The organism is Yeguia hominis (assembly GCF_014384705.1).
Taxonomy (GTDB): domain Bacteria; phylum Bacillota; class Clostridia; order Oscillospirales; family Acutalibacteraceae; genus Yeguia; species Yeguia hominis.
This window is the reverse complement of the sequence record NZ_JACRSN010000007.1, coordinates 107,053-131,738: the sequence shown is the minus strand read 5'-3', so window position 1 is coordinate 131,738 and position 24,686 is coordinate 107,053. Positions and strand designations below refer to the sequence as shown.

At 46.7% G+C, this 24,686-nt stretch carries 23 protein-coding genes, 1 pseudogene and 1 CRISPR repeat array; of the genes and pseudogenes, 7 read left to right on the top strand and 17 right to left on the bottom strand.

What is annotated here, in order from left to right; translation table 11 throughout:
- Nucleotides 1-128 precede the first annotated feature (128 nt).
- Both IAG03_RS06335 and IAG03_RS06330 read left to right on the top strand, forming a co-directional pair.
- The gene (locus IAG03_RS06335) at nt 129-1,307 is read left to right on the top strand and encodes an ROK family protein (protein WP_249319178.1); all 1,179 of its coding nucleotides are present in this window, start codon (nt 129-131) and stop codon (nt 1,305-1,307) included.
- 148 nt (nt 1,308-1,455) lie between these two features.
- Entirely contained in the window at nt 1,456-3,249 is a 1,794-nt protein-coding gene (locus IAG03_RS06330; RefSeq protein WP_249319176.1) for an L-fucose isomerase, read from the top strand.
- Nucleotides 3,250-3,283: 34 nt separating this feature from the next.
- Here the strand turns inward: IAG03_RS06330 and IAG03_RS06325 are convergent, their stop codons facing one another.
- From IAG03_RS06325 to cas3, 9 genes are all read right to left on the bottom strand, one after another.
- The gene (locus IAG03_RS06325) at nt 3,284-3,514 is read right to left on the bottom strand and encodes a hypothetical protein (RefSeq protein WP_249319174.1); all 231 of its coding nucleotides are present in this window, start codon (nt 3,512-3,514) and stop codon (nt 3,284-3,286) included.
- A 582-nt stretch (nt 3,515-4,096) separates the two neighbouring features.
- A complete protein-coding gene (locus IAG03_RS06320; RefSeq protein ID WP_249319172.1) occupies nt 4,097-5,209 on the bottom strand; it encodes a DUF4352 domain-containing protein in 1,113 nt (370 codons plus the stop codon).
- A 218-nt stretch (nt 5,210-5,427) separates the two neighbouring features.
- A CRISPR array of direct repeats spans nt 5,428-6,255; the repeat unit is 33 nt; unit sequence ATTTCTACTCACGCCCCTGCGTGAGGGGCGACG.
- Between the two features lie 168 nt (nt 6,256-6,423).
- Complete coding sequence (gene cas2, locus IAG03_RS06315) at nt 6,424-6,714, bottom strand: CRISPR-associated endonuclease Cas2 (RefSeq protein WP_249319170.1); 291 nt, start codon at nt 6,712-6,714, stop codon at nt 6,424-6,426.
- A 6-nt stretch (nt 6,715-6,720) separates the two neighbouring features.
- Nucleotides 6,721-7,746: a type I-C CRISPR-associated endonuclease Cas1c gene (gene cas1c, locus IAG03_RS06310; protein WP_249319168.1), complete on the bottom strand. Its 1,026-nt coding sequence runs from the start codon at nt 7,744-7,746 to the stop codon at nt 6,721-6,723.
- Nucleotides 7,743-8,405, bottom strand: coding sequence for a CRISPR-associated protein Cas4 (gene cas4 / locus IAG03_RS06305; RefSeq protein WP_249319166.1), 663 nt, complete (start codon nt 8,403-8,405; stop codon nt 7,743-7,745). The genes cas1c and cas4 overlap by 4 nt, the downstream gene beginning before the upstream one ends.
- A complete protein-coding gene (gene cas7c, locus IAG03_RS06300) occupies nt 8,398-9,396 on the bottom strand; it encodes a type I-C CRISPR-associated protein Cas7/Csd2 (RefSeq protein ID WP_249319165.1) in 999 nt (332 codons plus the stop codon). Before cas7c ends, cas4 begins: the two co-directional genes overlap by 8 nt.
- 14 nt (nt 9,397-9,410) lie before the next feature.
- Nucleotides 9,411-11,186, bottom strand: a complete 1,776-nt coding sequence (cas8c, locus tag IAG03_RS06295; protein WP_249319163.1) for a type I-C CRISPR-associated protein Cas8c/Csd1 — start codon at nt 11,184-11,186, stop codon at nt 9,411-9,413.
- Nucleotides 11,180-11,827 carry a type I-C CRISPR-associated protein Cas5c gene (gene cas5c / locus IAG03_RS06290; protein ID WP_249319161.1) on the bottom strand — a complete coding sequence of 216 codons (648 nt, stop codon included), beginning with the start codon at nt 11,825-11,827 and terminating at the stop codon, nt 11,180-11,182. Before cas5c ends, cas8c begins: the two co-directional genes overlap by 7 nt.
- 210 nt (nt 11,828-12,037) lie before the next feature.
- Nucleotides 12,038-14,257, bottom strand: a complete 2,220-nt coding sequence (gene cas3, locus IAG03_RS06285; protein WP_249319159.1) for a CRISPR-associated helicase Cas3' — start codon at nt 14,255-14,257, stop codon at nt 12,038-12,040.
- A 179-nt stretch (nt 14,258-14,436) separates the two neighbouring features.
- On the opposite strand from cas3, the gene IAG03_RS06280 reads away from it, so the two are divergent.
- The 5 genes and pseudogenes from IAG03_RS06280 (at nt 14,437) to IAG03_RS14405 (ending at nt 17,542) form a co-directional block, all read left to right on the top strand.
- Nucleotides 14,437-14,667, top strand: coding sequence for a hypothetical protein (locus IAG03_RS06280; RefSeq protein ID WP_249319157.1), 231 nt, complete (start codon nt 14,437-14,439; stop codon nt 14,665-14,667).
- A gap of 929 nt (nt 14,668-15,596) precedes the next feature.
- Nucleotides 15,597-15,950, top strand: a complete 354-nt coding sequence (locus IAG03_RS06275) for a DUF5071 domain-containing protein (RefSeq protein WP_249319155.1) — start codon at nt 15,597-15,599, stop codon at nt 15,948-15,950.
- A gap of 68 nt (nt 15,951-16,018) precedes the next feature.
- Nucleotides 16,019-16,753: pseudogene (locus tag IAG03_RS06270) on the top strand (reverse transcriptase domain-containing protein); the annotation flags it as partial.
- Between the two features lie 112 nt (nt 16,754-16,865).
- Nucleotides 16,866-17,216, top strand: a complete 351-nt coding sequence (locus IAG03_RS06265; RefSeq protein WP_249319153.1) for a DUF5412 family protein — start codon at nt 16,866-16,868, stop codon at nt 17,214-17,216.
- Nucleotides 17,217-17,428: 212 nt separating this feature from the next.
- The gene (locus tag IAG03_RS14405; protein WP_346726109.1) at nt 17,429-17,542 is read left to right on the top strand and encodes a hypothetical protein; all 114 of its coding nucleotides are present in this window, start codon (nt 17,429-17,431) and stop codon (nt 17,540-17,542) included.
- A 380-nt stretch (nt 17,543-17,922) separates the two neighbouring features.
- Here the strand turns inward: IAG03_RS14405 and IAG03_RS06255 are convergent, their stop codons facing one another.
- The 8 genes from IAG03_RS06255 to IAG03_RS06225 form a co-directional block, all read right to left on the bottom strand.
- On the bottom strand, nt 17,923-18,063 hold the full coding sequence (locus IAG03_RS06255) for a hypothetical protein (RefSeq protein WP_249319149.1): 141 nt from the start codon (nt 18,061-18,063) through the stop codon (nt 17,923-17,925).
- A gap of 174 nt (nt 18,064-18,237) precedes the next feature.
- Nucleotides 18,238-18,489, bottom strand: a complete 252-nt coding sequence (locus tag IAG03_RS06250; RefSeq protein ID WP_249319142.1) for a hypothetical protein — start codon at nt 18,487-18,489, stop codon at nt 18,238-18,240.
- 15 nt (nt 18,490-18,504) lie between these two features.
- Entirely contained in the window at nt 18,505-18,921 is a 417-nt protein-coding gene (locus IAG03_RS14540) for an RHS repeat-associated core domain-containing protein (RefSeq protein ID WP_430472444.1), read from the bottom strand.
- A gap of 132 nt (nt 18,922-19,053) precedes the next feature.
- Nucleotides 19,054-19,503, bottom strand: a complete 450-nt coding sequence (locus IAG03_RS06245; RefSeq protein WP_249319140.1) for a hypothetical protein — start codon at nt 19,501-19,503, stop codon at nt 19,054-19,056.
- A 106-nt stretch (nt 19,504-19,609) separates the two neighbouring features.
- A complete protein-coding gene (locus tag IAG03_RS06240) occupies nt 19,610-20,482 on the bottom strand; it encodes a hypothetical protein (RefSeq protein WP_249319139.1) in 873 nt (290 codons plus the stop codon).
- 6 nt (nt 20,483-20,488) lie between these two features.
- Nucleotides 20,489-21,946 carry an RHS repeat-associated core domain-containing protein gene (locus IAG03_RS06235; protein ID WP_488169038.1) on the bottom strand — a complete coding sequence of 486 codons (1,458 nt, stop codon included), beginning with the start codon at nt 21,944-21,946 and terminating at the stop codon, nt 20,489-20,491.
- A gap of 130 nt (nt 21,947-22,076) precedes the next feature.
- A complete protein-coding gene (locus tag IAG03_RS06230) occupies nt 22,077-22,991 on the bottom strand; it encodes a hypothetical protein (protein WP_249319135.1) in 915 nt (304 codons plus the stop codon).
- A 10-nt stretch (nt 22,992-23,001) separates the two neighbouring features.
- Nucleotides 23,002-24,507 carry an RHS repeat-associated core domain-containing protein gene (locus tag IAG03_RS06225; RefSeq protein ID WP_488169037.1) on the bottom strand — a complete coding sequence of 502 codons (1,506 nt, stop codon included), beginning with the start codon at nt 24,505-24,507 and terminating at the stop codon, nt 23,002-23,004.
- Nucleotides 24,508-24,686: the final 179 nt, after the last annotated feature.

Sequence of the window (24,686 nt, the reverse complement as noted above, 5' to 3'; positions counted from 1 at the left end):
ATAAAAGGGTGTTTTTTTTTCTAAAATATGGTATACTGATAACTATTCCAATTTCTGAAAAACAGTTTTTTATTTCCGCTTATTTGCAATTTTCTATTTCGCTCAATAAAAAATCCGGAGGGTTATTTATGAAAAAAAAGGCAATACAGGCCTCTCAAGGAAACCGTGCAAAAGTCGTTTCCTGCTTTACAAACAGAAGACCATTAACACAAGAAGATGTTATCTGGACAACCAAACTTAGTCGGCCAACTGTTGTTGAAATCATAAAAGGGTTAATAGCAGACGGAGTTATACATAAAATTGGAACGAGAAGTTCCACAGGTGGTCGAAGCCCATATCTTTATGGACTTACAGACGATCTTTATTATTCCATAGGAATTGATTTTGACTATCCGCGCTTAACGGTTGGAATTCTAAATCTTTCGTGTGAAGTATTATTGGAAAATACCGTTTTTCTTGCATCTAATCTTTTGCCCGCTGATATTCTGCAATGTATGTTTGAAAAAATCGATAGTTTAATCGCCCGATTTGATTGTAATAAAGATCAGTATATTGGGATTTGTATCAGTATACCTGGACTAATTAATGAAACCAGCGGAGTATCCATCCAGTTAGAAAGAATTTCAGGCTGGGAAAATATCAATTTAAAAGAATTTTTTGAACAGCACTTTGGAATTGCCACTTATGTCAAAAACGACATCAATATGGTTGCACAGCTTATTTATGAAACTAAGCAGAACTTGCCTGAAGATTTTCTCTTTATCGGAAATCGAACCGGAATCGGTATGGCCATCATGCAAAAAGGAGAACCTTATCTCGGGATTAAAGGCAACGCCGGATTTTTGGGACATGTCACAATCAATATGGATGGCGATCTTTGCAATTGTGGGAAAAGAGGATGTCTGGAATCTATTGCAGGGGAGAATGCAATTCTACTGCAATACAAAAAACTTACTGGAAATCATATTCAAACAGAAAACGCGTATTCGACTCTTACTCAATTAAGCGACATGGGGGATCAAAACGCACAAATTGTTCTTACTCGAGCAAGCCGTGCTCTTGCAATATCCGTTGCAAACATGGTCAAAATTTTTGAGATTCCGACTGTTATTCTTGACGGATGGAAGTTGGCTGTTATAGAACCCTATCGGCAAATTTTTGAAACTACGCTCAGAGAAAACCTTTTTGAAAATATATCTTATGACTTAAACTTGATTTACTCGCGCAGCAATCCCACCGACGTTATTCACGCCTGCGGAAGCTCGGTTGTCAAGCATTACATTCAAAAACGATATGAAATTCTTTAAAAATTGAGAAAATGAAGACGTTATTCTTAAAAACGTCTTCATTTTTACTTTTTAATTTAAAATATTTTATAAAACCATTTACAAAACCAAACAATTATATTATTATAATATCGGCTTACCAAAAGACATTGATATTGGAGTGATATTTGTGAACAAAAACAACTTTGCACGTTTTGGAGAATTTCCTAAAATTGGGATTCGTCCGGTTATTGATCCCAGAAGAGCTGTATATTATGCAATATATGAGCAAACAATGAAAATGGCTTGTCAAGCAGCAGATCTCATTTCCAGCTCTATTTGTTATCCAGATGGAACACCGGTAGAATGCGTAATAAATCCGGTTTGTATCAGTAATGTAACGGAAGCACAGGAGTGCACTCATTTTTTTTCTAACAACTGTGTCGGCGGTATTTTGACCGTCGCCTGTGGATGGTGTTATCCGTTTGAAACCCTTGAATTTGATTCGCAAATTCCACAAGCGATCTGGGGATTAAATAGTACAGAGCGGCCAGGTGCGGTATACCTTGCTGCAACAAAATCATCTGGAAATCTATATGGCCTTCCGCTGTTCAGCATCTACGGAAAAGATGTCCAGCTCGACGCTTCAGAGCCTATTCCACTTGACGTTCAAGAAAAAATTTTACGGTTTGCACGCTGTGTGCTCACTGTAGGCTTAATTCGGAATCGCACCTATCTCTCACTTGGCACAATGTCTATGGGAATCGCAAGCAGTATTGTTGATTCCGACTTTCTCCGGCATTATTTAGGCATGCGAACTTCCTATGTTGATATGTCTGAAATGGAGCGAAGAATCCAAAAGAAGATCTATGACCCTGACGAGTTCCAGCGCGCGAAGAAATGGGTGAAAAAGCATTTGCAAATCGGGAAAGATTTCAACCCATCAACAGCACAAAAATCCGCTGCCGAAAAAGAAGCAGATTGGGACGAATCCATTCAGATGGCTTTGATTATGAAAGATATGATGAACGGAAACCCTCGTCTTAGCAAACTTGGATATGAAGAGGAAGCCAGAGGATATGGCGCTATCTGCTCCGGATTCCAGGGGCAACGTGCATGGACTGATTTCCATGTCAATGCAGATTTCATGGAAGCTATATTAAATTCTGGGTTTGACTGGGATGGACAGCGTGCACCGTTTCTTGTATCTACAGAAAATGATTGCATGAATGCTATTGCTATGCTTTGGGGATACTGCACAACATACTGTCCGCAAATTTTCTGTGACATCCGTACTTACTGGAACCCTGAATCTATCAAAAAGGCAACCGGGAAAGACGTTTCGGCACTTATCCCAACCGGGGTAATCCATTTGCTTAATTCCGGATCAGCCGCTTTAGAAGGATGCGGCGCTTGTAAAGACGCTGCAGGTAATGGAGCCATTAAGCCGTTCTGGGAGACTTCCCCGGAAGAAGTTAACGCTTGCCTGCAGGCTACTTCTTGGTATCCCGGCATGCTGAATCAATTTTTTGGAGGGGGATGGTCCAGTGGGTTCTCTACAAAATCCAAAATGCCTGTCACTATGAGCCGTCTAAATATTGTACACGGGATTGGACCAGTATTACAAATTGCTGAAGGTTACACTGTTGTGCTACCGGAAGAAATAGATCGTATTCTTCTAAATCGCACCGATCCCACATGGCCTTCAACCTGGTTTGAGCCCATCTGTAATAGTATATCTCCGGAATTCACCGATACATACTCTGTTATGAATGCATGGGGTTCTAATCATTCCGTTCTTTCCTATGGCCATATTGGAGATCTGCTGATTACACTATCCTCTATGCTGCGTATTCCGGTTTCCATGCACAATATCCCATCTAATCGGATTTTCCGTCCCGCGCTTTGGGATGCTTATGGAGCAGGAAGTGAAAAAGCAGCAGACTTGCTTATTTGTGAACGGCTTGGCGCCCTTTACAAATAATCTACCCAGCCGGTAGTCTCACATACTGTGGTAGCTAGCCATATGCGATAGTTTTCGACGCGTTGTCGCTGCTATACGGATACGCGTCCGTCATGAATTGCCACTCTGCGACGTCGGTATTGAACTCCTTCCGGCTGTACGTGTTCGTTCCGTCGCTGGATTTAGTGTGCAGTCTGATTGCAAAGTAGTGCTTGTTTCGATACCAGAGCGAAACCAGTTTCCGCTCTGGTATCGAATACGTTAGACTTAATGAATCCTGTGCCATGTTGAACTATCAAAAAAATTTGTTGCATAGGTTATAAGGCATAATGATTTGTGACAAGGTAAGATAAGTTGCTCAAAAAGAAAAGCACGTAAAAGAAGACACCGTTTGCAGGCTCTGGTAGAATGAAGTCACAACACAAACATTCGAAAGGAGACAGCAAGCTATGTCTTCTTTTTTGCTCTTTTCAATTTGCGCAACTTATCTTACCTTATCGGACTGAAGCCTGATTCATGCGCAGCTGGCTGTGTTTTTTGCCGACCGTATGCCGGATTGACCGGCTGCACACCGGTATGTCAAGGGCGGAGGCTGACGCCTCCGCCCTTGACATACCCTCGAAGTGCTGTTATTTTATAGACAAGGCGGGAGCAGCTTGCGCTGCTCCCGCCTTAAAATTATTTCGCTCTATTTTGCACCACGATTTAGCGTTTACACAGAATTTGGGATTGACCCAAAAAGCGCCATATAGGCGTCCTCTTCACAATTATGAATTATTGGCAGGGCGACGTATCTTACATCCATCGCAAGGTCCCTGTGTAAGTCGGCGGGACCATTTTCATTAAATAGCAGTAATTTGCGTCTTCTTTATTCTACTGGAATATCAAAGCTATATGGATCCAATTGCTCTTCCCAATTATCTGAATAAGCATCAAATGTAAGCTTGAAATCTGCTTGTTCGATTGCCGAAAAAGCAATAATTCCTTCGGTCGTTACACCCGGCGCAAGATCGGTTTGGATTTTCGGATAATCAGCAGCGAAGTTAATTTCTTCCTCATATTGCTTCCCATTCTGAATGATTTTTGCATTGAAGGAATAAAGAGAAAAGTTTCCAGATCCGCCGTTCCGAACTGTAAGATAAACACGAGTTTCTTTTTCCGCAAATTCAATTTTATCAACCGTGACAGAATATCCACATTGTTCTTGTGTGCAATCTTTTGGCTCAATAATGCGAAGTGCTGGCACAACAGCTTCCATATATGATAACACTTCAACTGAATCTGCAAAAACAGATGGCGCAGTAACAGATGCGCCGAACGCATTTTTGCCTTTAAATTTTCCGTGTACAGTCCCGGTGATTCTTACATAATCATTTGTGGCAATCGAAGCATCGGAATCCTGATAGGAAACAACTACATTTCGTTCATAGTTTTCGGGATCGGCGAACATTTGAAAATAAATTCCATCTTCATCTTTTTCGGGAGAAACGAATACTCTCCCAATTAAAGTAACGGTTCGTCCTTTAAATTGATTCGGATTGGTAAAAAACTGATCGATTTCCGAATCGGATAGCGGCGGGTCCGATTCGGGCGGCGACAGCTCCGATTCAGGTAGCGGCAGTTCCGAAACAACACTTGACATGTTATCGCTGGATGAGTTTGTGGGAGACTCCATACTACTGGTATCGCTGCCGAAAACGCTTCCAATAATCCCTATAAACAAAAAGAAAAGAATCAGTGCGCCGATAAGCGCGCCTAAAACAATGAGTAAGATTCCCCACCATCTTAACCCTTTCTTTTTTGGTGCAACTTGAGTCGGCATAGAATAGGACGGGTCGGGTTGTGTAGGCGCCGGACTATTGGGCTGCTGCGAAAAGAACGGCGTACTTGGTTGCTGTTCAGGCGTAGCCGAATCCGCTTTGCAGCCGCAATTCGGGCAAAATGCAAAATTGTGTTCCGTTCCGCATTTTGGGCACTTCATAATATACTTCTCCTTCATTTTACCGCTATTGCGGTTTTCTGTACGAATTTTGCCACCATTTGACAGCAATTAACAAATATTGCAAAATAACCTGTCACTATATAATAAACAAATAAATTTAAAAAGTAAATAGTAAATAATTAAATTTACTCAAAAAGTTTTGACATAACAAAACAAATGCTCTGCAATCAAGCAAACACATCCATTGCAGATATCAAATTTTTCCTCACGCCCCTGCGTGAGGGGCGACGCGCGGCAACAGATGGGGAAGAAGATGGCGAGGTATTTCTACTCACGCCCCTGCGTGAGGGGCGACGCGCGGCAACAGATGGGGAAGAAGATGGCGAGGTATTTCTACTCACGCCCCTGCGTGAGGGGCGACGGCGCGGCAACAGATGGGGAAGAAGATGGCGAGGTATTTCTACTCACGCCCCTGCGTGAGGGGCGACAAACACCGCACAATACCAAATCCAATTAAAATTATTTCTACTCACGCCCCTGCGTGAGGGGCGACTTGTGAGGGACGCGCGCACGGCGCGGCCTTCACAAATTTCTACTCACGCCCCTGCGTGAGGGGCGACCGGCTCAAGCAGCGCATGAGCGTGAGAGAAAGTAAATTTCTACTCACGCCCCTGCGTGAGGGGCGACGGGCGAACCAGCCCGATAGGCCCCCAATTGCACAAATTTCTACTCACGCCCCTGCGTGAGGGGCGACCAGCGCCGCAAAGCGGCTTGGCCTTGACTTTTGGCTATTTCTACTCACGCCCCTGCGTGAGGGGCGACGCGTTTTGTGTGGCCGGAGTGCGCCAGCCTGGTAATTTCTACTCACGCCCCTGCGTGAGGGGCGACGGGATTTTTCGCGCAAGAAGCGCGAAAAATTGGGATTTCTACTCACGCCCCTGCGTGAGGGGCGACGCCGCGCAGCGCCGCCGCAGGCGGCTTGGCCTTATTTCTACTCACGCCCCTGCGTGAGGGGCGACGTACAATACGCGATATAAAATCTATCCGGATGGATTTCTACTCACGCCCCTGCGTGAGGGGCGACGGCAATTCATCACAAAATCAGTGTCAGCTTTTGCGGCGAATTCCCCAAAAATCACACGGCTTTTCTCGGAACTTTTCCGCACAACCGGATGGTGCCACGAAAAACTGCGTGAATCGCTGAGAACATTTGCGCCAATCTCCCGTGAAATTGTGTTTGGGAGAGGGCGGCGCTAAAAAATTAGTGGGCTTCCGGCTTCTACGAGAGGCTTTTTACCCATGGTTTCGATACGATTTTCATAGGAGTTGCCCAATCGATAGAACCGAACGGAATCCTGTGTCATATCAATGGCTTTTTTCAGCTCATTCTTCAAAGAAACCAGTTGCGCTGCATCCACAAGCACCTCAAATACAGAGTTTTGCACGCGCATCCCGTGGCGCTCACAAATCTTTGCGACCTTACGCAGACGCTTCTGTCCGGCGGTATTCGATGTATCCACATCATAGGTTACGACCAGCATCATACGCCATTACCTCCACATAAACGGTGGGTATCGATCCAGATCTCCACGCAGAACACGGGCGAACAGCATGGATTGTGCATAAGGGATCATCCCAATGGGGATTTTTTCCTTTAAAAACGGGTGCTGGATGGACTCCCGTTTTCTATTGCGCCATTGTTCCAGAACCTTTCGCCGTCCTCTCTCACTGAGGTACACGGCCTCAAAGTCCGTGCTGAAATCCTGCGCCTGAAATTGGTCCTTGTTAAACATCGAAATGACCATCCGGTCACAGAGCGCGGCCCGAAGTTCTTCCATCAAATCCAGGGCGAAGGATGGACGTCCCGGACGGAGTGTGTGCAGGTATCCGGCGGCGGGATCCAGCCCCACGGCCTCCATAGAAGAACGAACATCATGGGCCAGCAGTGTATAGACAAAGGATAGCACCGCGTTGACTTCGTTCATTGGAGGTCGTCGGCTTCTCACAGTGAAACGATACCCCTTTGGACTGGAGAGTAATTCGTCAAACTGGGAGAAATAGACCGATGCTGCAGCACCCTCCAGTCCTCGCATGGCATCGATGTCCGTGCAGGAATCCAACTTTTGAGCGATGTCAGTCAAGGCGGACACGGCATCAGAGAGGGCGTGCCTTACCGATGCATCAGAGGCGGAACGGGCGTGCCGCATCAGCACGGCCTTGCTGTTTCGGATCTTGCAAAACAATAGATCTCTGACAAATCGGCTTGCAAAATCTGCATCCGCCAGGCTTTCATATTGTCGCTTTCGCAGCAACACATTTCCGCTGACCGGGCCGCATACTCGTCCCAGAAAAAAGCCGTTTTCGCTGAGAAAAGTAATGGTCACATCGTTTTTTGAGCAGAAAGACAGCAGCGCTGTGGAAAGTGTATTTTTCCCGAACAGAACAATGGAGCTTACCTGGGAGATGGGAACAGAGGCCTTTTCTGTGCCGCCGATGGAAATGCAGATATTTCCATTTCGCTCAAATAGGTAGCTCTCCGGAGTCGTGATATACAGGGTTTCCAGCAGCTTTTTCATAGTTCGTCATCCTCCATCGCCTCTTTGCGGAGCTGGGTACAATATCCCAAAGCAGAGCGCTGTACATCGGGCAAACAGTGCTCCTGCAGGGAACAGGCCCTGCACTTTGCGCCGTACTCTGCCGGCGGAATGGAAAAACTGCGGCGGAGCAATTCAATTTTTTGAATCGTCGTTTTTACCAGTTTGCGCAGCTCCGCCGTAAAGGAAACCGGGTATCGGCGGTGGGAGGTAATATAGTAGATGGCTCCCTCCGGAATCTGTGTCTGAAACATCTCCTCCAGGCACATGGCCTGCGCACAAAGCTGTATTTCATATTCCCGTTCCGACCGGAGTCGCCCGTGCTTATATTCAACGGGATATAGCCGCACTGGAAAATCCAGTGCGGTTATCCGGCATCCTTGGGGGGCGGCTTCTGCCTCGATGCAGTCACATTTTCCGGCGATCCCCAAAACCTGGGAAAAAACAGGAAATTCATACAGCTTTGCGGAGTTTCCCCGGCGCTCGATCCGCTGGGTGTGAACCTGCTCGTGCTCGGCCCGGCCTTTGGCGGTGTCTGCGTTTTCTAACCAGACTTGCTCGTTGGTCAGCAGCGCAGCCCGCCGCAGGCAAAATCCGGCTTGGGACAGCAGAGAAAGGGAGATCGGATCGTGATCATCCATGGCGGAACCAGTCTTCGTCTGCGGGAAGTGCATCCCAAACTACCGGCTCAAAAGCGCTGGGCTTGAAGCCCACCTGCACGCCTTTGGGCACCTTGTCCAGGGAAATCACGGCGGTGTAATCTCGATAGCTTCGGGGATAAGACACGTTGTCCTTTTTGACGACCTTCACCAGATCAAAAAGCTTGTGGGCTGGGGCGCAGCCCAGCTTTGCTTGGCGAACCCTCTGAGCCGCGTCACTATCCGTACCGATGTGCTTAAAAATAATCAGCGGAGAAACCACGGCCATCTCGCCCTTACTGGCGGAGTGGTCATGCTCATACATGTTCAAAATAGCCTCAAAAAGGATATTGAGATCCGCTTGGTCAAATCCTGTTTCCTCGGCCAGATTGGCGCTTACGAATCCACGAACCTCGTACAGACCAAATGGGATGATCTGCTTGCGGCCCATGGTGCGGAGCTTATCCTCCGACTGGGCATCTTCCCAGGCTTTATAGTCTTCTACGGTGGCGTCATCCTTTATCTTGTCCGCAACCGCCATGCGTGTGATGGAAATATCCAGCGGAAGGACGGGATCCAGGCTTTTTCCATAGGTGATCTGTACAGGGCCTCGCACCTGTCCGGCATTGGGACCTGTGGACATGACCGCGCCGAAAGTGCGCACATCGTAGAAGAGCTCGCAGGCTTTTTGCCTGCCTGCGTAAACAGCCTCCTTGGCCTTGGCGCAATTCTCCACACCGGCGGCCCGCTTAGCCTCGGCAATATGGCGGTTGATGTTGGTGGCCTGTTGGATGATGATGTTCATGCCGGGTTCACCCCGGTGGGCGAGCTCCACATAGTTGCGGATGCGGCGCTTAGTAGCGGCATCGGTGATGAACCCCTGCATGGTCTGGGGATCAATCCGGGGCATATTGCCCATGTCAGGATCGCCATTTGGGTTGCAGTTGGTGCACGCGATATAATACAGGAATTCGTATCTGTTCTGAATAGCCATGATATGCCCTCCTCTTATTCTTCAGCCGCCTTTTCTTTAGCGGCAGCGTTTTGAATCTTCTCCTGATTGAGTTTTGCGCCCATCTGATAGTAGCCCAGGGCAAAATAGGACTGCTGCTCCAGGTCCAGCGTGGCAGGGATATCTGTCCCCAGGGCAACGGAGACTTCCTGCAGTTTTTCCCGGTACTTCTCGGCAAGCCGGTTGTTCTCTATCTTTTCTAAATGGTGATTGGAACGGCTGCTGAGTTGGCCGATGACCAGTGCAGGCATTTGAATGGCGGAGGCATAATACCGCTCCACAATTCCGGTGTTGACATCGGGCATGGCCTTTTTCTGGATGGCTGCATAAATAGCCATCAATCCGCCGCAGTGATAGGCGGCGTTGGAAAGGTTGAAATTATATTCTTCCAAGATCGGTACCTCCTGATGATAGATTCGGTTTTTGCGCAGCAGCCAAACCTTCAGCCATTGACAGGCCAGACTGTTGGGCAGGTTATTTTGGGTGCTTTGGGTGCCGATGTCGTCGTTTGCCAGCAGCTCGGAACGGATATAGGCTAAGGCCTTTGCTGCAATAGCATCCGGCAGACGTCCGCCTGACAGAATAGCCTGGATCACTGTCGGCGTGACCCCGGCCAGCTCCTTCGACAGCCTGTCAAAAGGCCGGCTGTCGTTTTTTTGGAATTTCAAAAGGCGAAGCAGACGCGCGGTCAGTTTTGCGGGCCGGATGTTTCCGGTGCCGCTTTGATTGGTCAGTGCCAGATCGTCATACCACAGCTGTAGGCTGCGGCGCAAATCGGCGTAGTTGCCCCGGTCATACTTGCGGATCATGATGCGGCCGTTTACACCGCTCAGCAGCAAGATGTAATAGGATGCGCTGTCCAAATCGGGGGCAGCCTGTCCGGAATAGACGCTTTCGGGAACCTTGTTTGCGCTGCGCCGCCTCTCAAACAGATTGATGGGGGCTTTTTCCTCTTCTTCCGGCGGTTCGAATCCGAGATCAATGGTGCGGAGCGGGTCCTCCTCCGGAACGATCTCCCGGTCAAACCAGTGGACGAACTTCATGCCTGCCAGGATGGGCGCATCCTTGAGCAGGTCGTCCAGCGCCGCCTTTACCACGCAGAAAGCAGCCTCGGAGATCGGAGCGTTGGCCGCTTTTTTCTGGTTGTAAGAGCAAAAGGCCGTTTTGTCGAAGCAGATCAGTGCATCTCCGCTTGCGTGGCCTCCGACCACCCGCAATCCTTGTATGGGTGTGGTGGTGATCATGGGTACCGTCGGCTCGCCGGTGATCAGACACAGCGCTGAGGGTCGCTCCTCTCCACCGGAAAACTGCTTTCGGTATTCCTGCCACCAATGGCGGATCTGTTCAGACCGAAGCACAGATTGCCCATTGACCCGGAAGGAAATGCGATCTCCCGGCTTAATTTTCGCCCGGTCTAATTCCGTTCGGATGGCCGCTGCGGTCTCTGGGGTTTCCAATGCATGGACGCAGGTTTTCAGCAGGGGCTCTGCTTCCGCTGCGTCGCGGAGTGTTGTCAGGAAAAAAGCATGCTTGTCGCTGGGGCCTTCAGGAATCACAACAGAGCGCTTTTCCACCAAGACATTGCTCTTGTTCCTGCCGTTAGCCAGACTGCCGATGTCTGGGCAGGGGACGGGCTCGCTGTCTCCCAGATAAATATGGAACTGGTCGTCATTTTCAGAGAGAGAAATGTAGGCTTTGACGGTTTTTTCTACAAACCCTGGCGGCAGCGCCAACTGGCGGCGCACCCCGTAGTCATAGAGCGCTTTCAGCATAGGCTGCCTCCCTTCAAAACCTCCGGGCTGTCATAGGGCGGAATCAAAATGACGCCGTCTTTCATGACTGCGTGGAACAGGGACATTTGGATTTTTGTTTTTTTGGTGACCGCCACATCCTCCGGTGTAAACAGGTCGTAAACCATCAGTCCCGCGTCCAAAGACGCCTGGATGGGCGGGCGTGTGCCGTCGCTTTCCTCAAAATAGCAGGCAAACTCCCGCAGCCCCAGCGACGGCTGAAAATAGCATTTTCCTCCGCGGATGCGCCGCAGGGCTTGCTCGTACAATTGCGCCTCTTTCCCCGTAAAGGCCGGGCGGGGCACAATGGATACTGCAATCCGATAGCGCACATTCTGCAAAGCGGTCGTTTGCCGCTGGGTTCGTTCCTCATCCGTGAAGATGGGCTCTGAACCAACGGTGCACTTGACCTCATTGCGCTTGAAATTGATGTAACGGATGGGATGCAGCACCTCAATGCGATTGATTTGCCAGCGAAACTCCTTCGGCTTAAGATAAAGCGCGGAGAGGACTCCTCTGGCAGCAGAGGGGGTGGGGAATGGGTAAGTCAGCCTTTCCACCCGTGCGAAGGGCATTGAGAAACAGGCAAAGTCTCCCCAAACCTCAATGTTGATTTCTCTCAAATACAATTCACCTCCATGATTTGTGTGCTCTGCCTCATTTAGAGAACAGAGCAGACAAATAATTTGATCCTTTTTTCTATTAATTTTTCTACCCGTCGGCTAAATTAGCCATAATAACAGTATGATTGACAATCTACATTTTGTCAATCATTTTTTACAATAATAATGCACTAATTATCTGCCTTTTGGATAATTAGTGCATTGCTGCAATTAAAATATGGAGTCAAATTGATTCTCTTGAGGCAAATGCAGCCCCAATTCCGCAGAATAGAAGGATTCATACTGCGGACGAAGCAGATAGATATGGCTGCCCGAAATTTGATCGCCTACGGATTTTTTTCCGTGATGGGCAAAGGGGATTTCTTCCGCATAGATATTTAAATTTTTGGCAAAGCAGGTCATGGTGATGGGGGCGGCCTCCTTCAGCAGCGCACTGGTGATCCCCATCGTCCGCATCTGTTCGGCGATACGCGCATACAGTTCCTGCGCTCCGGCATAAGGGACAATGACTTGCGCGCCGGTGTTCTCGATCAGCTTGTACTCCGCTGCTGTTTGCGCAAAAGATCGAGCCTCGATGGCTTTTCGCAGCTTCGCCTTGTCTTTCGCGTCGTCAAACAGCCGCTGGTAGTATTCCCGAATCTTCTCCGGGTCATGGATCGAAAAAGGCGGTTCCATCTCCTGCACCGTCGCTGCAGCATTGTTGTACCATTCATCCGGATAGGGCATGCGGCTGTCCTCGGGGCAGAAAACGACCATATGACCCGCCCGGTCGCGGCCGTTTCGGTTGCATCGTCCAGCGGCCTGAACGATGGCGTCCAACGGGGCCAGTGCACGGTACAGGGCCCCAAAGTCTAGGTCTACCCCGGCCTCGATGCACTGCGTCGCCACCACCCGGCAGGGCAGCTTCTTGTCCAGCCGCTCGCGAATGGTTTGGATTTGTCTGCTTCGATGGGCCGGGCATAAATCCGTTGTAAGAAAGAAGACCGTATCTTCTGGGCAGAGTCGGGACAGTTCACTGGCGACCGCCCGCGCATGGCGGCGCAGATTGACAATCGTACAGACGCTATCCTGCTTAGCCATTTCCGCTGCGATGGACGCTAAGGGCGTTTCTTTCTGGATGCGCCATTCCACATCCACCCGCTGCAAAGCTTTGAACATTTTTGCGTGTTCCGGGAGAATCTCCCGTGGTGTCCAATCCAGGTCTTTTCGGGCAGAAAAATCCGGCTGCGTCGCCGAAGAGAACACCATGGTGGTGTGGTATCGGGCGCACAGCTCGTTTACCGTTCGAAGTGTGGCAGAGGTCAGATTGGCAGGCAGACTTTGCGCCTCGTCGAACACCACAACACTGTCCGCGATGTTGTGAAGCTTGCGGCATACGGTAGGCCGGTCTGAAAATAGAGATTCAAAAAAACGAACGGAAGTGGTGATGATAACCGGTGCGCTCCACCGGGCGGCCAGTTCCCGTGCCTTATCCGGCAGGTCGCTTTGGCTGTGGTCCACCAAAACGCCGGGAACAATTTTTGCATAAGTTGCCGCATTTTGTTCGGCCAGCGTCAGGAACGGAAGGACAATGATAATCCGTTTTTTGCCGTATTGCGCACAGTGCCGCAAGGCAAAATGCAGCAGCGCGAGTGTTTTTCCGGTTCCGGTAGGGGCTGTGAGCGTATAGAGTCCTTCGGGTTTCTCACCCATTTTTCCGCATTGGTCAAAAACCTCGTCCCGATAGGCGTTCAGGATTCTATCCGCCGTGGATTTTTGTTTGATGTTGTCCCGGTAGGCATACAGCTTTTTCAGAAGCATTTGCGGCTCAAAATAATTGTCCTCTGCGCGGTCCAGATAGGCGCCGTCGTCATTTAGTGCGGAGGCCGTATAGTCCGCATCTACCAGACAGGAAAACAGCATCCGGGTATACAGCATCGACTCCAATTCGGCAGTGGGCGGAGCGGGAAGCCGCGGCGGACGGAAATCAGGGAAATCCGCTGTGAATGCCCGTGCCGCTTCCTTGAGTTGGTCGACGTTTTCAATGGACGGCGTTTTTCCGTCATTGCCCCGGGCGTTTTTGGTTTTATCCACCATGGCGTGCAGTTCCGGTTTAATGGCATCATATGTCACAAGACCATCGTGATGGCCATTGACGGCTTCAATCACGGGGCGAATGCCGGCGCTGCCTTTATAAACATTTTCTAAGAAGCAAGCGCCGCCCATAGCGTGGTCGATCCCTGTCCGGATGCCCTTGATGACATCCTGAAACAATAAGGTATATTTCCCGAAGTCGTGTGTCTGTCCTGCCAGTCGAGCGGCAGGATCCAGCCCGCAAGACGTTCCAAATTTTTTCGCCAAATCGGCGACATTCTGCAAATGTGCTTGTACAGTTTCCTGGTGACCCTCTGCGTTTTTGGATTTTGCATAATATTCTTTCGTCTTGTCCATATTGCATCCCATCTGCACTTCGTAGCAGTGCCTTGGCTATGTAAATTTGCGGTGCTTGTCAGCTTGCGTTCCAAACAGAAGCCGTGCAACGTCCGCAGCCGATTTTCAGAAGTCCTCCATTTTAGCAACTCGGCCAGTGCGTGCTGCACAGCGTCCGAGTCGCCTCGGGGGTTTTCCATGTGGGCACAGGCTGGAAACGGATCGCCTGCGCGTTAGATGCCAATTTCCGTGTCGGAGTTTTTAAAGCTGCCGCCGATGGCTTTGCTGCTGAATTTACAAAAATGCCGGTAGAGCCGCAAAATGACAGAGAGCCTTGGCACGCTGATTTTCACAATCTCCAGCAGTTAGAAAACACATCTGCTTTGGGCCTTAATAAAGAAATTCAATCGTCTCTTGTATTCGTGAATTGATATCAGGTAGGGTACAGCCTTTGGTGTCAGGCGCTTTTAATATTCGGATTTGCAGCAAAAAGGTTTTATTTACTACAAGTTCTGCGTTTTTTTGATATTTAATATTTAAATTGTATCAATTCTTTTTGCGGATGTCAATTTTCATTTTTTATTTTTATTGAATAAATCATAAAGCTAAAAAGAAATCAAGTTCTTCTTGTTTCGCCGCATATCCTCTGACCTTGCAATTTGCAAAGGTTGCAGAGGCGTTCTGCAGTACGAAAAATACAGGAAATACTGCTGCTCTGTACTTCAAAAAAATTTGAAACATAGATTGTTTTTTTCTTCCAAACAGGGCATGTGTTTGTGAACAAGACAGAGAAATCGTATGGAAGCTAAATGCAAAAAGCGTGCTGCTGGTGGAAAATTGATGTTCTAGATCATAAAACTGACGAGGTTTGGCTGACTAACGCGGAGAGGTTGACTCGGTGATACAGGCCGGGCGGAAAATCTTTTCTCCGCCCGCGTCTCTTTTTGGGTTGTAAGATTTAAAAAAATCATGTACAATATGATTAAAATTGTTCTTATTTTAAGAATATTATGAGAAATACTGGAGAAAACGCAGAGAGAAATTCTTCTTTACAGCGATGAAAACGGGAAGTGTTCCGCGATGTTGTGTTCAAAGATGAAACGTTCTGGCTACCGCAGAAGGCTACGGCGGAGTTGGAAACGAACGCTGACGGGCTGAATCACCGATTAGATCTGCTCACCGGCCAAGCGCAACACCGTCATCCAGATTAGCCGCACTGCCAGAACGCCATTGATGTGTTCCGCGACCTGCGCTTCGCCCTTGCAGCAACGGCGGAACGCTTGAAGATGGGCACAATGCTGGCGCATCTTCAGTTTGGACGACCGCGGTTAAATCTGTTGTTGTAAAATGGGATGGGGAAATGAATATGCAAGATGTGACCGCAATATATAAAATGCTTAATTGGGAAAATCCGGATGAAATTCAATTAGAAGGGCTAAAATTCGCAAAGAAGATCGACGATTTATCTTTGTTGATTCAGCCGCCGGCACCTCCATCGGTTTGGGAGCAGTGCGCAAACATTTTATCAGAAAAATCTGATATGCAATTAAAACCTTATTTGTCTCAATTATTAGAATGGCTGCAGGATATCAATTGGCCGGGAGCAATAACAATTGCAAAACGACTAAAAACCTATTCAGGCGAAGGATTGGCAATCGCGCTGGAGAATGCGGTTAAAAGTACACAAAAAAGATGTCTAAAGATGTCGGAATGATGTGGTTGGACTATTTATCCGAACTACTCGATAATGAGATGCTTATCGCCAGTTTATGAGAAACCTCAATGAAACCGACATCTGAAATTTTAGAGCGTATTGAAAAGTGTTCCAGCGAACACAAAGACGGCGTATTCACAAGACTTTACAGATACTTACTTCGTGAAGATATTTACTACGCCGCCTATCAGAAACTTTATGCAAACAAAGGTGCAACAACACAGGGTATCGACGACGATACCGCAGACGGTTTCAGTGACTTCTATGTAAAAGAGTTAATCCAGTCACTAAAGGACGGAACCTACAAGGCTAATCCTGTAAGGCGTGAGTATATTCCAAAGAAAAACGGAAAGCTCCGTCCGCTGGGTATCCCGTCTTTCCGTGACAAGCTCCTGCAAGAAGTTGTCAGAATGATTTTAGAAGCTATCTATGAACCTGTCTTTGACAGCCACTCCCACGGTTTCAGACCGGGCAAAAGCTGTCATACCGCACTCCGTCAGATTTCTTCTGACTTCACAGGCGTGGTCTGGTTTATCGAGGGCGATATACAAGGTTGTTTTGATAACATCAATCACGAAAAATTGATTGAGATTTTGAGCAGGAAAATCAAGGACAGTCGTTTTCTGAACATCATTCGCCAGTTTTTGAAAGCTGGGTATATCGAGAATTGGAAATACAACGCCACTTACAGCGGTTCCCCGCAGGGTGGTATCTGTTCTCCAATACTTGCAAATATCTATCTGAATGAGCTGGACAAGAAGTTTCGGGAAATCGCAGAACGCTTTTATAAGCCGAGGTCTGCAAAATAAAAGCTGGAACATCTACCATACCAGGTGTTTTGGTTTCAAATGGAGACGATTTGCGAGATCAATTAAATATTATGTATGGAATTATGCTTTATGAGGAGGATAATAAATGCAAGACATTAGAACTGCCGTTCCATTTAGGTGTTTCTTAGTTGTGGTAATGATCAATATTTGTTGCTTTTTTAGTGGTTGTATATCAATGAATGTAGAAGAAACACTTTTAGAGGTTTCTACCTCACCTAATGGAATGTATACTCTTGAAATATATAGAACAGAACCTGACGCAACTGTGGATTTTTCTATTAAAGCCTATCTGATAAATGGAACATCTAAAAAACTAATTTATAATTGTTATCATGAAAGCAAAGCGGAAATAGAGTGGATGAATGATGATGTTGTTGTAATAAATAATAAAAAATTAGATCTTTCAAAAGATGAAAAATATGATTGGAGAAAATAGTTTTTGTTAAAAGGGGGGATAAAAAGGTTCATCTATTTTAATGAATACGGCAGCATCTTGAGACTTTAGTATAATATTAAGTATCAGACACCGGAATATCATGCGGCAAGCAAAGAATTAAAAAGACTGTCTTATTGGATTGACCATACCGCTGATGAAGCGGCAAGACGACAAGAACTGATTGACCAGCATGTGGGTGTAAAGAAGCCGATTTGTATGAGGTTCACGTTATACGGAACTTAAACGAGTTGGGCAATTCTGATTGGGAAACCGTGATGAAAAAGAAGCGGCGAAAAAAGTTCATTAATAAGCCATATTCCGTATGAACAAAAAAGCAACAATTGTGTTTGGTATAGTCTCCTCCGTCATCTAGTTCCGCAAATACTTCTATCACGATATGTCCTAGCCTATCCTTTCTAAAAAAACGCAACGCCAGACACGCTGTTGATTCATTTCCCCTACTTTCATTTTCCCATATACCTTCTTCGCTAGTTCCATCTAGAAATTGCTTAATTTGGCCAATCAATTCATCAATCAAAGGATCTGTAACGTATATTTTTGATGTAATCGTTGCCACAGATGAAGAACACACAACTTTTAATGCTATTAAATCATCATCTTCCCATATTTTTTCAAATATAATGTTATCTTCCATTGTATCGCTCCTTTTTTAACACGGCTTATTTGCCCTCAATCTCACTACAAATCAAAGGACGGTATGGAACTCCTTCCAGTTATACGTGTTCGTTCCGTCGCTGTATTTCGTGTGCAGCCCGATGGCAAAGTAGCGCTTTTCGTCCTTCACCAGCACCGCGTTGCCCCGCGCGTTTCCGCTGATCCAGAACACGATATCCCCGGCAGTTTTGTGAGAGCAACAGTCAGAGGGAGAGAAGCCCCTCCAACTGTTTCCTCACTAAAAGATAATTTTGTAACTGTTAAGGCTTAATCTTTATGTAAGGGATTGGGGTTATCCCAACAAGTCTGCGTTTGGGTGACCAAACGCGATGCTTGCTGGGATATATTATTCATATTTTGCATTCCATTCAAACTGCGCTTTAAAATCCTCATAGCATTGAGAACAAATCCATATGCTACCATCTTCTGTACAATAACCCTGTTTTAATTCGTCGTTTCCTTTTCCAAACTTCGCCATACAAAACTCACAATGATCATGATCATTCAGGGGATTATTCGATTTGTACGACCGTTTGATTAATGTCACTCCATGTAAATATTTATCTTGTTCTCTAAATAAACGCCAATCATTATTCATTATTAAACACTTCTCTTACTTAGGAAGGATATTACTATCCGGAAAAATTCTAAATGTTTGTGGACTTCCTCTAACACCATAATCCCAATGAGGTCCAATTGGTGGACCATGATTTAAATTAGAGTGTAACCACTCTCCTGTTTTCATATTCACAAAATTCCCTCGTCCGGATTCTGGTGTACCAGAACCACGCCATTCGAAATTTGGAATATTACATTTTGCGGCTGCTACAACTGCTACCGCTGCAGCAATGGCTACCGCTGTTACCAGTTTTTTGGCCCAGCTTGGCCAATTTCCATCTTCATCAGAGAGATTGGCAGGATTGTTAAAGCAATATGCAAACAGGTTTAAGCCTTGTATTCTTTCGTTCGCACCGGCAATTGCGCGATCCGCATTGAGAAATCTCCCCGTCTCCGGATCATAATACGTCAGACCGCTGACAATCCCGGTCGTTTCGGTGCCAGAGCGGAACGAGTTTCCGCCCCGGCACCGAACACGTCAGACTTTCCTCTTACATGTCCCGTTTTTTACTTGTCTGATAGAACAGGAAAAATCCTCACACTATCAAACTTTTTGTTTCCATGCTTTCCGCCTATTTTTTTGTCCACGCTTTTTTTCAATCCATCGCTCATATTTGTATTCCCGTTTTCCAGGTTTCCAAAAAAGAAGCCACAATGTTACGCCCCACACTAGATTCCAGATATATACCCCTATTACAATTTTTCTTCCAATTGTTTGATATTGGTCTGTAATATAATATAGTATGATACAGACTACTAAGATAAGCAAATGGCCTATTATAACCCCAAAATATATCGCAATAAAAATTGGGGGGATCACATCTCTAAATCTAGTGTAAAAAAACCATTCTTTTATAGTTTGGCCCTTTACCCTTTTTTTATATGCGCTATGATTCAACTGGTATACTTCAAGGCCACTAATAAAACCTCTAATATAAAAAGAATACAGAAACAAGAGGCAGAAAAGTGCTATCATTTGATTTTTTAGTGTCATCACCATGCCCTCCTAATCCAATAGCGATTAACCGCCTTTCAGTTGTACCCATTCGTCACCAGTGTCTTGCCGTTCAGTCTTTACCCTGTCAAGCGTTCTTTTTGTATTACCGCTTTTCTGCCTCTTGCCATCTCAGATACATGTCAATGAAATAATGTTCAAATTGGTTGTTATATGCACTGCCTTCCCAAGCCACATTAATGTAACTTAAGCAGACATCATGTCCTAAAAATGGCGTCAGGTCATCCCCGGGAAGGTTTCCCAAAAACGTCAGGTTGTTACTCGGAATCACTCTTGCTGAAGTGGAAATTAACTTAATTTTGTAATCGTCTTCTGTTATTTCATAATTAGGCTGGTATTGAAAAACAGAAGGCCGAACTTGTTTCATCCGTTCTGTTCTTTGAAGGCGTTCTACCGATGGCAATTCAGACCCGATCCAGTTATACACTTCCACCACCGGGATAATATGGCCCGGCCACCAGCTCGCTTCCGATACTTTACGGAACGCAATGTACTGCCCAAAGAACCCCTTCACCCGGCTGAATTCACTGCTGAACCGGTAAGCATACACGTCCCCGAGCTGCCATTTACAGAAATAGAACCGGTATTTTGAAACCTTTTTCGGCGGCGGCGGTTCCGTCTGCAGCTTCTGCCGGAGCTTGTCCAGCGTATTTTGCCACGCCCGCAATTTCTTCTCTCCGGCTTCCCGCCAACGTTCCAGCTCCGCTGTCTGATCCAGAAAATGCAGCGCCTTCTCCTTGACCGCAGGCAGAAGCCGACCGTAGTTCCATTGGGTATCTGCCAGCGCATACCAGAACAGCGGCTCTTCTTCCGCATCGCCCATATAGTCCTGATTCTGCTCAATCAGCTCCTTTGTTACTTCTTCATTGCTCTTTCCGCGCCGCAGCTTATCGACATATTCCCCACGGATATCGCTTGCAGAATCATTTGCATATAACGAGGTTCCCCATGCACCCATATTTTTTCACCTTCCCATTAAATTCAATAGCTCATCCTCTGTTGAATTTTGAAAAATTTGCACGACTCTACCCATATTCTCTTGAAATCCTGCCACATTTCCAGCGGCGATTTCTCTGCGTGCATGATCCAAATTTTTCAGCGTATATGCAGAAATTAAAGTCTGTTCAACCGCACGAGCTTCCGGCAAAGTCAAATTCGTAAATTTCACTTCTAACTCATCCAAATGGGCTTTGTTCGGATCCCTTCGATGTTCGTTTTGCCGTCTCACGGGATTTACGGTTCTTCCTACATATTCCACTTCACGAGTATCCTTATTTCGCATCACATAGACACTATGGTTCTTCGTGGTCAATTTTTTCTTTTGATTTTCCACTGCAGATTTTACGGCTTTGGCTGTCCGCTCGGCTGCCTTCTGTATACTTCGTTGTACAGTGGGATGAGACAACACTAAGCAAACTGTAAGCACCGCTAAAGTAACCAAAGCAGCTTTTAGAAACACACACGCTGCCGCCAAAGCTACAGCATTTCCGGAAGGATCAGCTTTATTAACTGGGCAATTGCCACAATAGGAGTATAAATTATAGGGTGCTCCTACATTTGCTCCAAGCAGTGCATCCGCATTTAGAAATCTCCCCGTCTCCGGATCATAATATCGCGCGTTGAGATAATACATTCCGGTTTCGGAATCGTAGTAGTAGCCACGATAGCGGAAGGGGTTCACGTCAGCGATCGTTCCTTCTTTGGTCAACAGCTTGCCCCATGCGTTATAGCTGTATTTCGCTACAATTTGCTTACTTGAAGCATCGCACAGCGCAATAACGTCTCCTTGCAGATTGTAGAGATAGTAGTACAGCTTCCCGCCGTGCTCCATGGCAACGCGGGTGCCTTCCTGATCGTAGTAGAACCACGTCACCGTGCTGCCGGTCTTTTGCGCCAGGATTTTATTTTCGTTGAGGAAAAAGTCCGTCGCTGTTCCGTTGACTGTTTTCTGCGTCCGGATGCCGTCGACATTGTACTTAAACGACAGCGTCATCCCGCCCTGCGACGTGCTGGCAAGCTGCCGGCCCTGCCACGTGTTCGACCAGCCGCGGTAGGTAATCGGGTTGCCGATTGCGTCGTAGGCGATGGATTGGCCGTCGTAGGCTGTCAGCTTATCCTTCCAGCTAGTATCGCCGTAGGTATAAACTACGGTTGTTTCCGGCGTCAGCGCACTTAAATCCGCATCCGTCGTATAAGCATATTCCTTGCGATTCAGAATATTGCCGCCCGCATCGTACGTATAGACGATCGTTTTGTTCTGCGTGACCGAATCGTGACGGACAAGCTGATTCAGGCTGTCATAGGTGTAGGACTCTTTAAGTTCCGTTCCCTCTTTTACCGTCTTGATGTTCCCGAGGTTGTCATACGTATACGTCAGATTCCCAACGCGCAAATCACCCGCTGTGATTCCCGTATACGTCAGGCCGCTGACAATCCCGGTCGTTTCGATGCCGGAGCGGAAACCGGTTCCGCTCTGACACCAAACACGTTAGACTTTCCTCTTACATAGACTATTTACCAATTTTCAGGGTTACTATCCTGAAAAATTCACCTTAAACAAGTCTAACGCAAACTGTCTCCTCACCCATATCCAACAATAATTTGGTATCTCGATCCCAAAAGTCAATGTCAAATAAAAATCTTTCGCATCCCCGTCGCACGCACGTGTAGGTGTTGACATCGTAAATCGCAAACTCGTTGAATTCCTGTTCTCTACTACTTTCCAATATTGCAACAAAATTTCCATTATCAGACCATCGTGTTTGGATAATCACATGATCTTCCTCCGTCGCATATAAAAATTCCAAATCATGTTTCTGCAAATCGAACAATAGGATCTTTGAAGAATTTCTGCAAAGTATTTTCCCGTTTCGATATTCTGCCTCTAATGAACGGCACATTTCAGGAAGCGGTATGGTCTCAACCTTGTAAAAACTTGTATTTGCAAAAGGATATTCCCATGCATAAAGATTCCAGTCAAATAGTTCTTTTTCATCAGAAAGATCTTCCAAAAAATAGAAGATCTTTTTTTCTTCATCGCAAAAAATCCGGGCAAGAAGAATTCCGTCCATGGGAAAAGTCTGCACTTTACCGGTTTGTAAATCCTGCAAAAAGAAGCCAGGTTCCACGTCAACAAGATCAACAAACGCTTTATGATCCGGCGTTAAAACAAACGTATCCAATGTGATCACACGCGGACGCAAAGACTTTATCTTCCTGACGCAAGTCATTTTTTCCAGATCAAACAGCACATATTTCCCGAGTGTATTCTTCAGCATTAAAAGGCGATCTGTTACAAATGCTCCGTTTGCAGCGCATTTTAAATCCTGAAATGTGTGAAGCAACGTTCCGTTGCGATCATAAATTCGGACATCGTTTCCTTCCAGCGCACAGATGAATTTCTGGTTATGCAACAGTCTTGTGCACCTTTCAAAGCGGAATAAAATTTCGGATTCTGGAATCATCATATCATACCTCCTACCAAATGGTCCACTGATGTAGTTTTTCGTTTACTAAAATCTTATTTCGAATGATATTGAGTCCTTGTATCGGGTTAAATCGATACTGCCACATAACCCGGTTTACATACTCAATGTAATAATGATTATTTAAATGAACATGAAAATTCCGACTTATAGAGACCAAATTTCTTGGATCTGTATTAACGTCTATACCATGACTTTTCAAAACATCCCGCGCTATCTTCGCTCCCGGATGATTCTTTGGAACAATATGATGCAAGTCATTAGGATTGCGAGGCTTGCGAATTGATTTCGGCTTCGCCTGTTCTTTCGGTTTTTCCTGCGGTGTTGATTGGGGCGGTGCAACTGTAACTGCATCCGTGCTAGATGCAGCGTCGCTCGTTTGACCAAATATAGTCTCCAGCCCATCGCTTATGCCGTCAATTACCGTATTACAGAAATTATTCCATGACTCTTGTATCACAGGCAGCGTCGTTGCTACGCTGCCTGTAGAAATCCAAACGCAAACCATGAATAGAATAACTGCTGTAACAATAATTGCATCGTCAACACCAGCAATCGTTCCATCAGAATCCCGCATGCTAATCGGATTGTTTCCTGCATACGCAAAAAGATTGTAACCCGCAGCGCCAACATTTCCACCAATAATGGCATCTGCATTCAGAAATCTCCCGGTTTCCGGATCATAATATCTCGCGTTGAGATAATACATTCCTGTTTCGGCATCGTAGTAGTAGCCGCGATAGCGGAAGGGGTTTACATCAGCGAGGGTGCCCTCTTTGGTCAACAGCTTGCCCCAAGCGTCATAGCTGTACTTGGCCACGATCTGTTTCGAGGAAGCATCACACAGCGCAATAACGTCTCCTTGCAGATTGTAGAGATAGTAGTACAGCTTCCCGCCGTGCTCCATGGCAACGCGGGTGCCTTCCTGATCGTAGTAGAACCAGGTGACCGTGCTGCCGGTCTTTTGCGCCAGGATTTTGTTTCCGTTGAGGAAATAGTTTGTTGCGGTTCCGTTGACTGTTTTCTGCGTCCGGATGCCGTCGACATTGTACTTAAACGACAGCGTCATCCCGCCCTGCGACGTGCTGGCCAGCTGCCGGCCCTGCCACGTGTTCGACCAGCCGCGGTAGGTAATCGGGTTGCCGATTGCATCATAGGCAATGGATTGGCCGTCGTAGGCCGTCAGCTTATCCTTCCAGCTAGTATCGCCGTAGGTATAAACTACGGTTGTCTCCGGCGTCAGCGCACTCAAATCTGCATCTGTCGTATAGGCATATTCCTTGCGGTTTAAAATATTCCCGCCGGCATCGTACGTATATACGATCGTTTTGTTCTGCGTGACCGAGTTGTGACGGACAAGCTGGTTGAGCGAATCGTAAACATACGACTCTTTAAGTTCCGTTCCCTCTTTTACCGTCTTGATGTTCCCGAGGTTGTCATACGTATACGTCAGATTCCCGACGCGCAAATCACCCGCTGTAATTCCCGTATACGTCAGGCCGCTGACAATCCCGGTCGTTTCGATGCCAGAGCGGAACGAGTTTCCGCCCCGGCATCGAACACGTTAGACTTTCCTCTTACTTGTCTCCGTTTTTGGTTTTTACTGGTCTACAAAGCCAAGTCTTTTCTTACTTTGTTCCCTACCGTCTTTAAAGAAATTCTTTCCTCATAATCCAA

What these genes read in the sequence shown, in the direction of transcription:
- IAG03_RS06240 (WP_249319139.1), bottom strand. Translation starts at nt 20,482, where the DNA reads ATGGGTGCATGGGGAACCTCGTTATATGCAAATGATTCTGCAAGCGAT.
- IAG03_RS06265 (WP_249319153.1), top strand. Translation starts at nt 16,866, where the DNA reads ATGCAAGACATTAGAACTGCCGTTCCATTTAGGTGTTTCTTAGTTGTG.
- cas3 (WP_249319159.1), bottom strand. Translation starts at nt 14,257, where the DNA reads ATGGACAAGACGAAAGAATATTATGCAAAATCCAAAAACGCAGAGGGT.
- cas4 (WP_249319166.1), bottom strand. Translation starts at nt 8,405, where the DNA reads ATGGATGATCACGATCCGATCTCCCTTTCTCTGCTGTCCCAAGCCGGA.
- IAG03_RS06335 (WP_249319178.1), top strand. Translation starts at nt 129, where the DNA reads ATGAAAAAAAAGGCAATACAGGCCTCTCAAGGAAACCGTGCAAAAGTC.
- cas1c (WP_249319168.1), bottom strand. Translation starts at nt 7,746, where the DNA reads ATGAAAAAGCTGCTGGAAACCCTGTATATCACGACTCCGGAGAGCTAC.
- cas2 (WP_249319170.1), bottom strand. Translation starts at nt 6,714, where the DNA reads ATGATGCTGGTCGTAACCTATGATGTGGATACATCGAATACCGCCGGA.
- IAG03_RS06275 (WP_249319155.1), top strand. Translation starts at nt 15,597, where the DNA reads ATGAATATGCAAGATGTGACCGCAATATATAAAATGCTTAATTGGGAA.
- cas8c (WP_249319163.1), bottom strand. Translation starts at nt 11,186, where the DNA reads ATGCTGAAAGCGCTCTATGACTACGGGGTGCGCCGCCAGTTGGCGCTG.
- IAG03_RS06320 (WP_249319172.1), bottom strand. Translation starts at nt 5,209, where the DNA reads ATGAAGTGCCCAAAATGCGGAACGGAACACAATTTTGCATTTTGCCCG.
- cas7c (WP_249319165.1), bottom strand. Translation starts at nt 9,396, where the DNA reads ATGGCTATTCAGAACAGATACGAATTCCTGTATTATATCGCGTGCACC.
- IAG03_RS06245 (WP_249319140.1), bottom strand. Translation starts at nt 19,503, where the DNA reads ATGACACTAAAAAATCAAATGATAGCACTTTTCTGCCTCTTGTTTCTG.
- IAG03_RS06230 (WP_249319135.1), bottom strand. Translation starts at nt 22,991, where the DNA reads ATGATGATTCCAGAATCCGAAATTTTATTCCGCTTTGAAAGGTGCACA.
- IAG03_RS06250 (WP_249319142.1), bottom strand. Translation starts at nt 18,489, where the DNA reads ATGAATAATGATTGGCGTTTATTTAGAGAACAAGATAAATATTTACAT.
- IAG03_RS06325 (WP_249319174.1), bottom strand. Translation starts at nt 3,514, where the DNA reads ATGGCACAGGATTCATTAAGTCTAACGTATTCGATACCAGAGCGGAAA.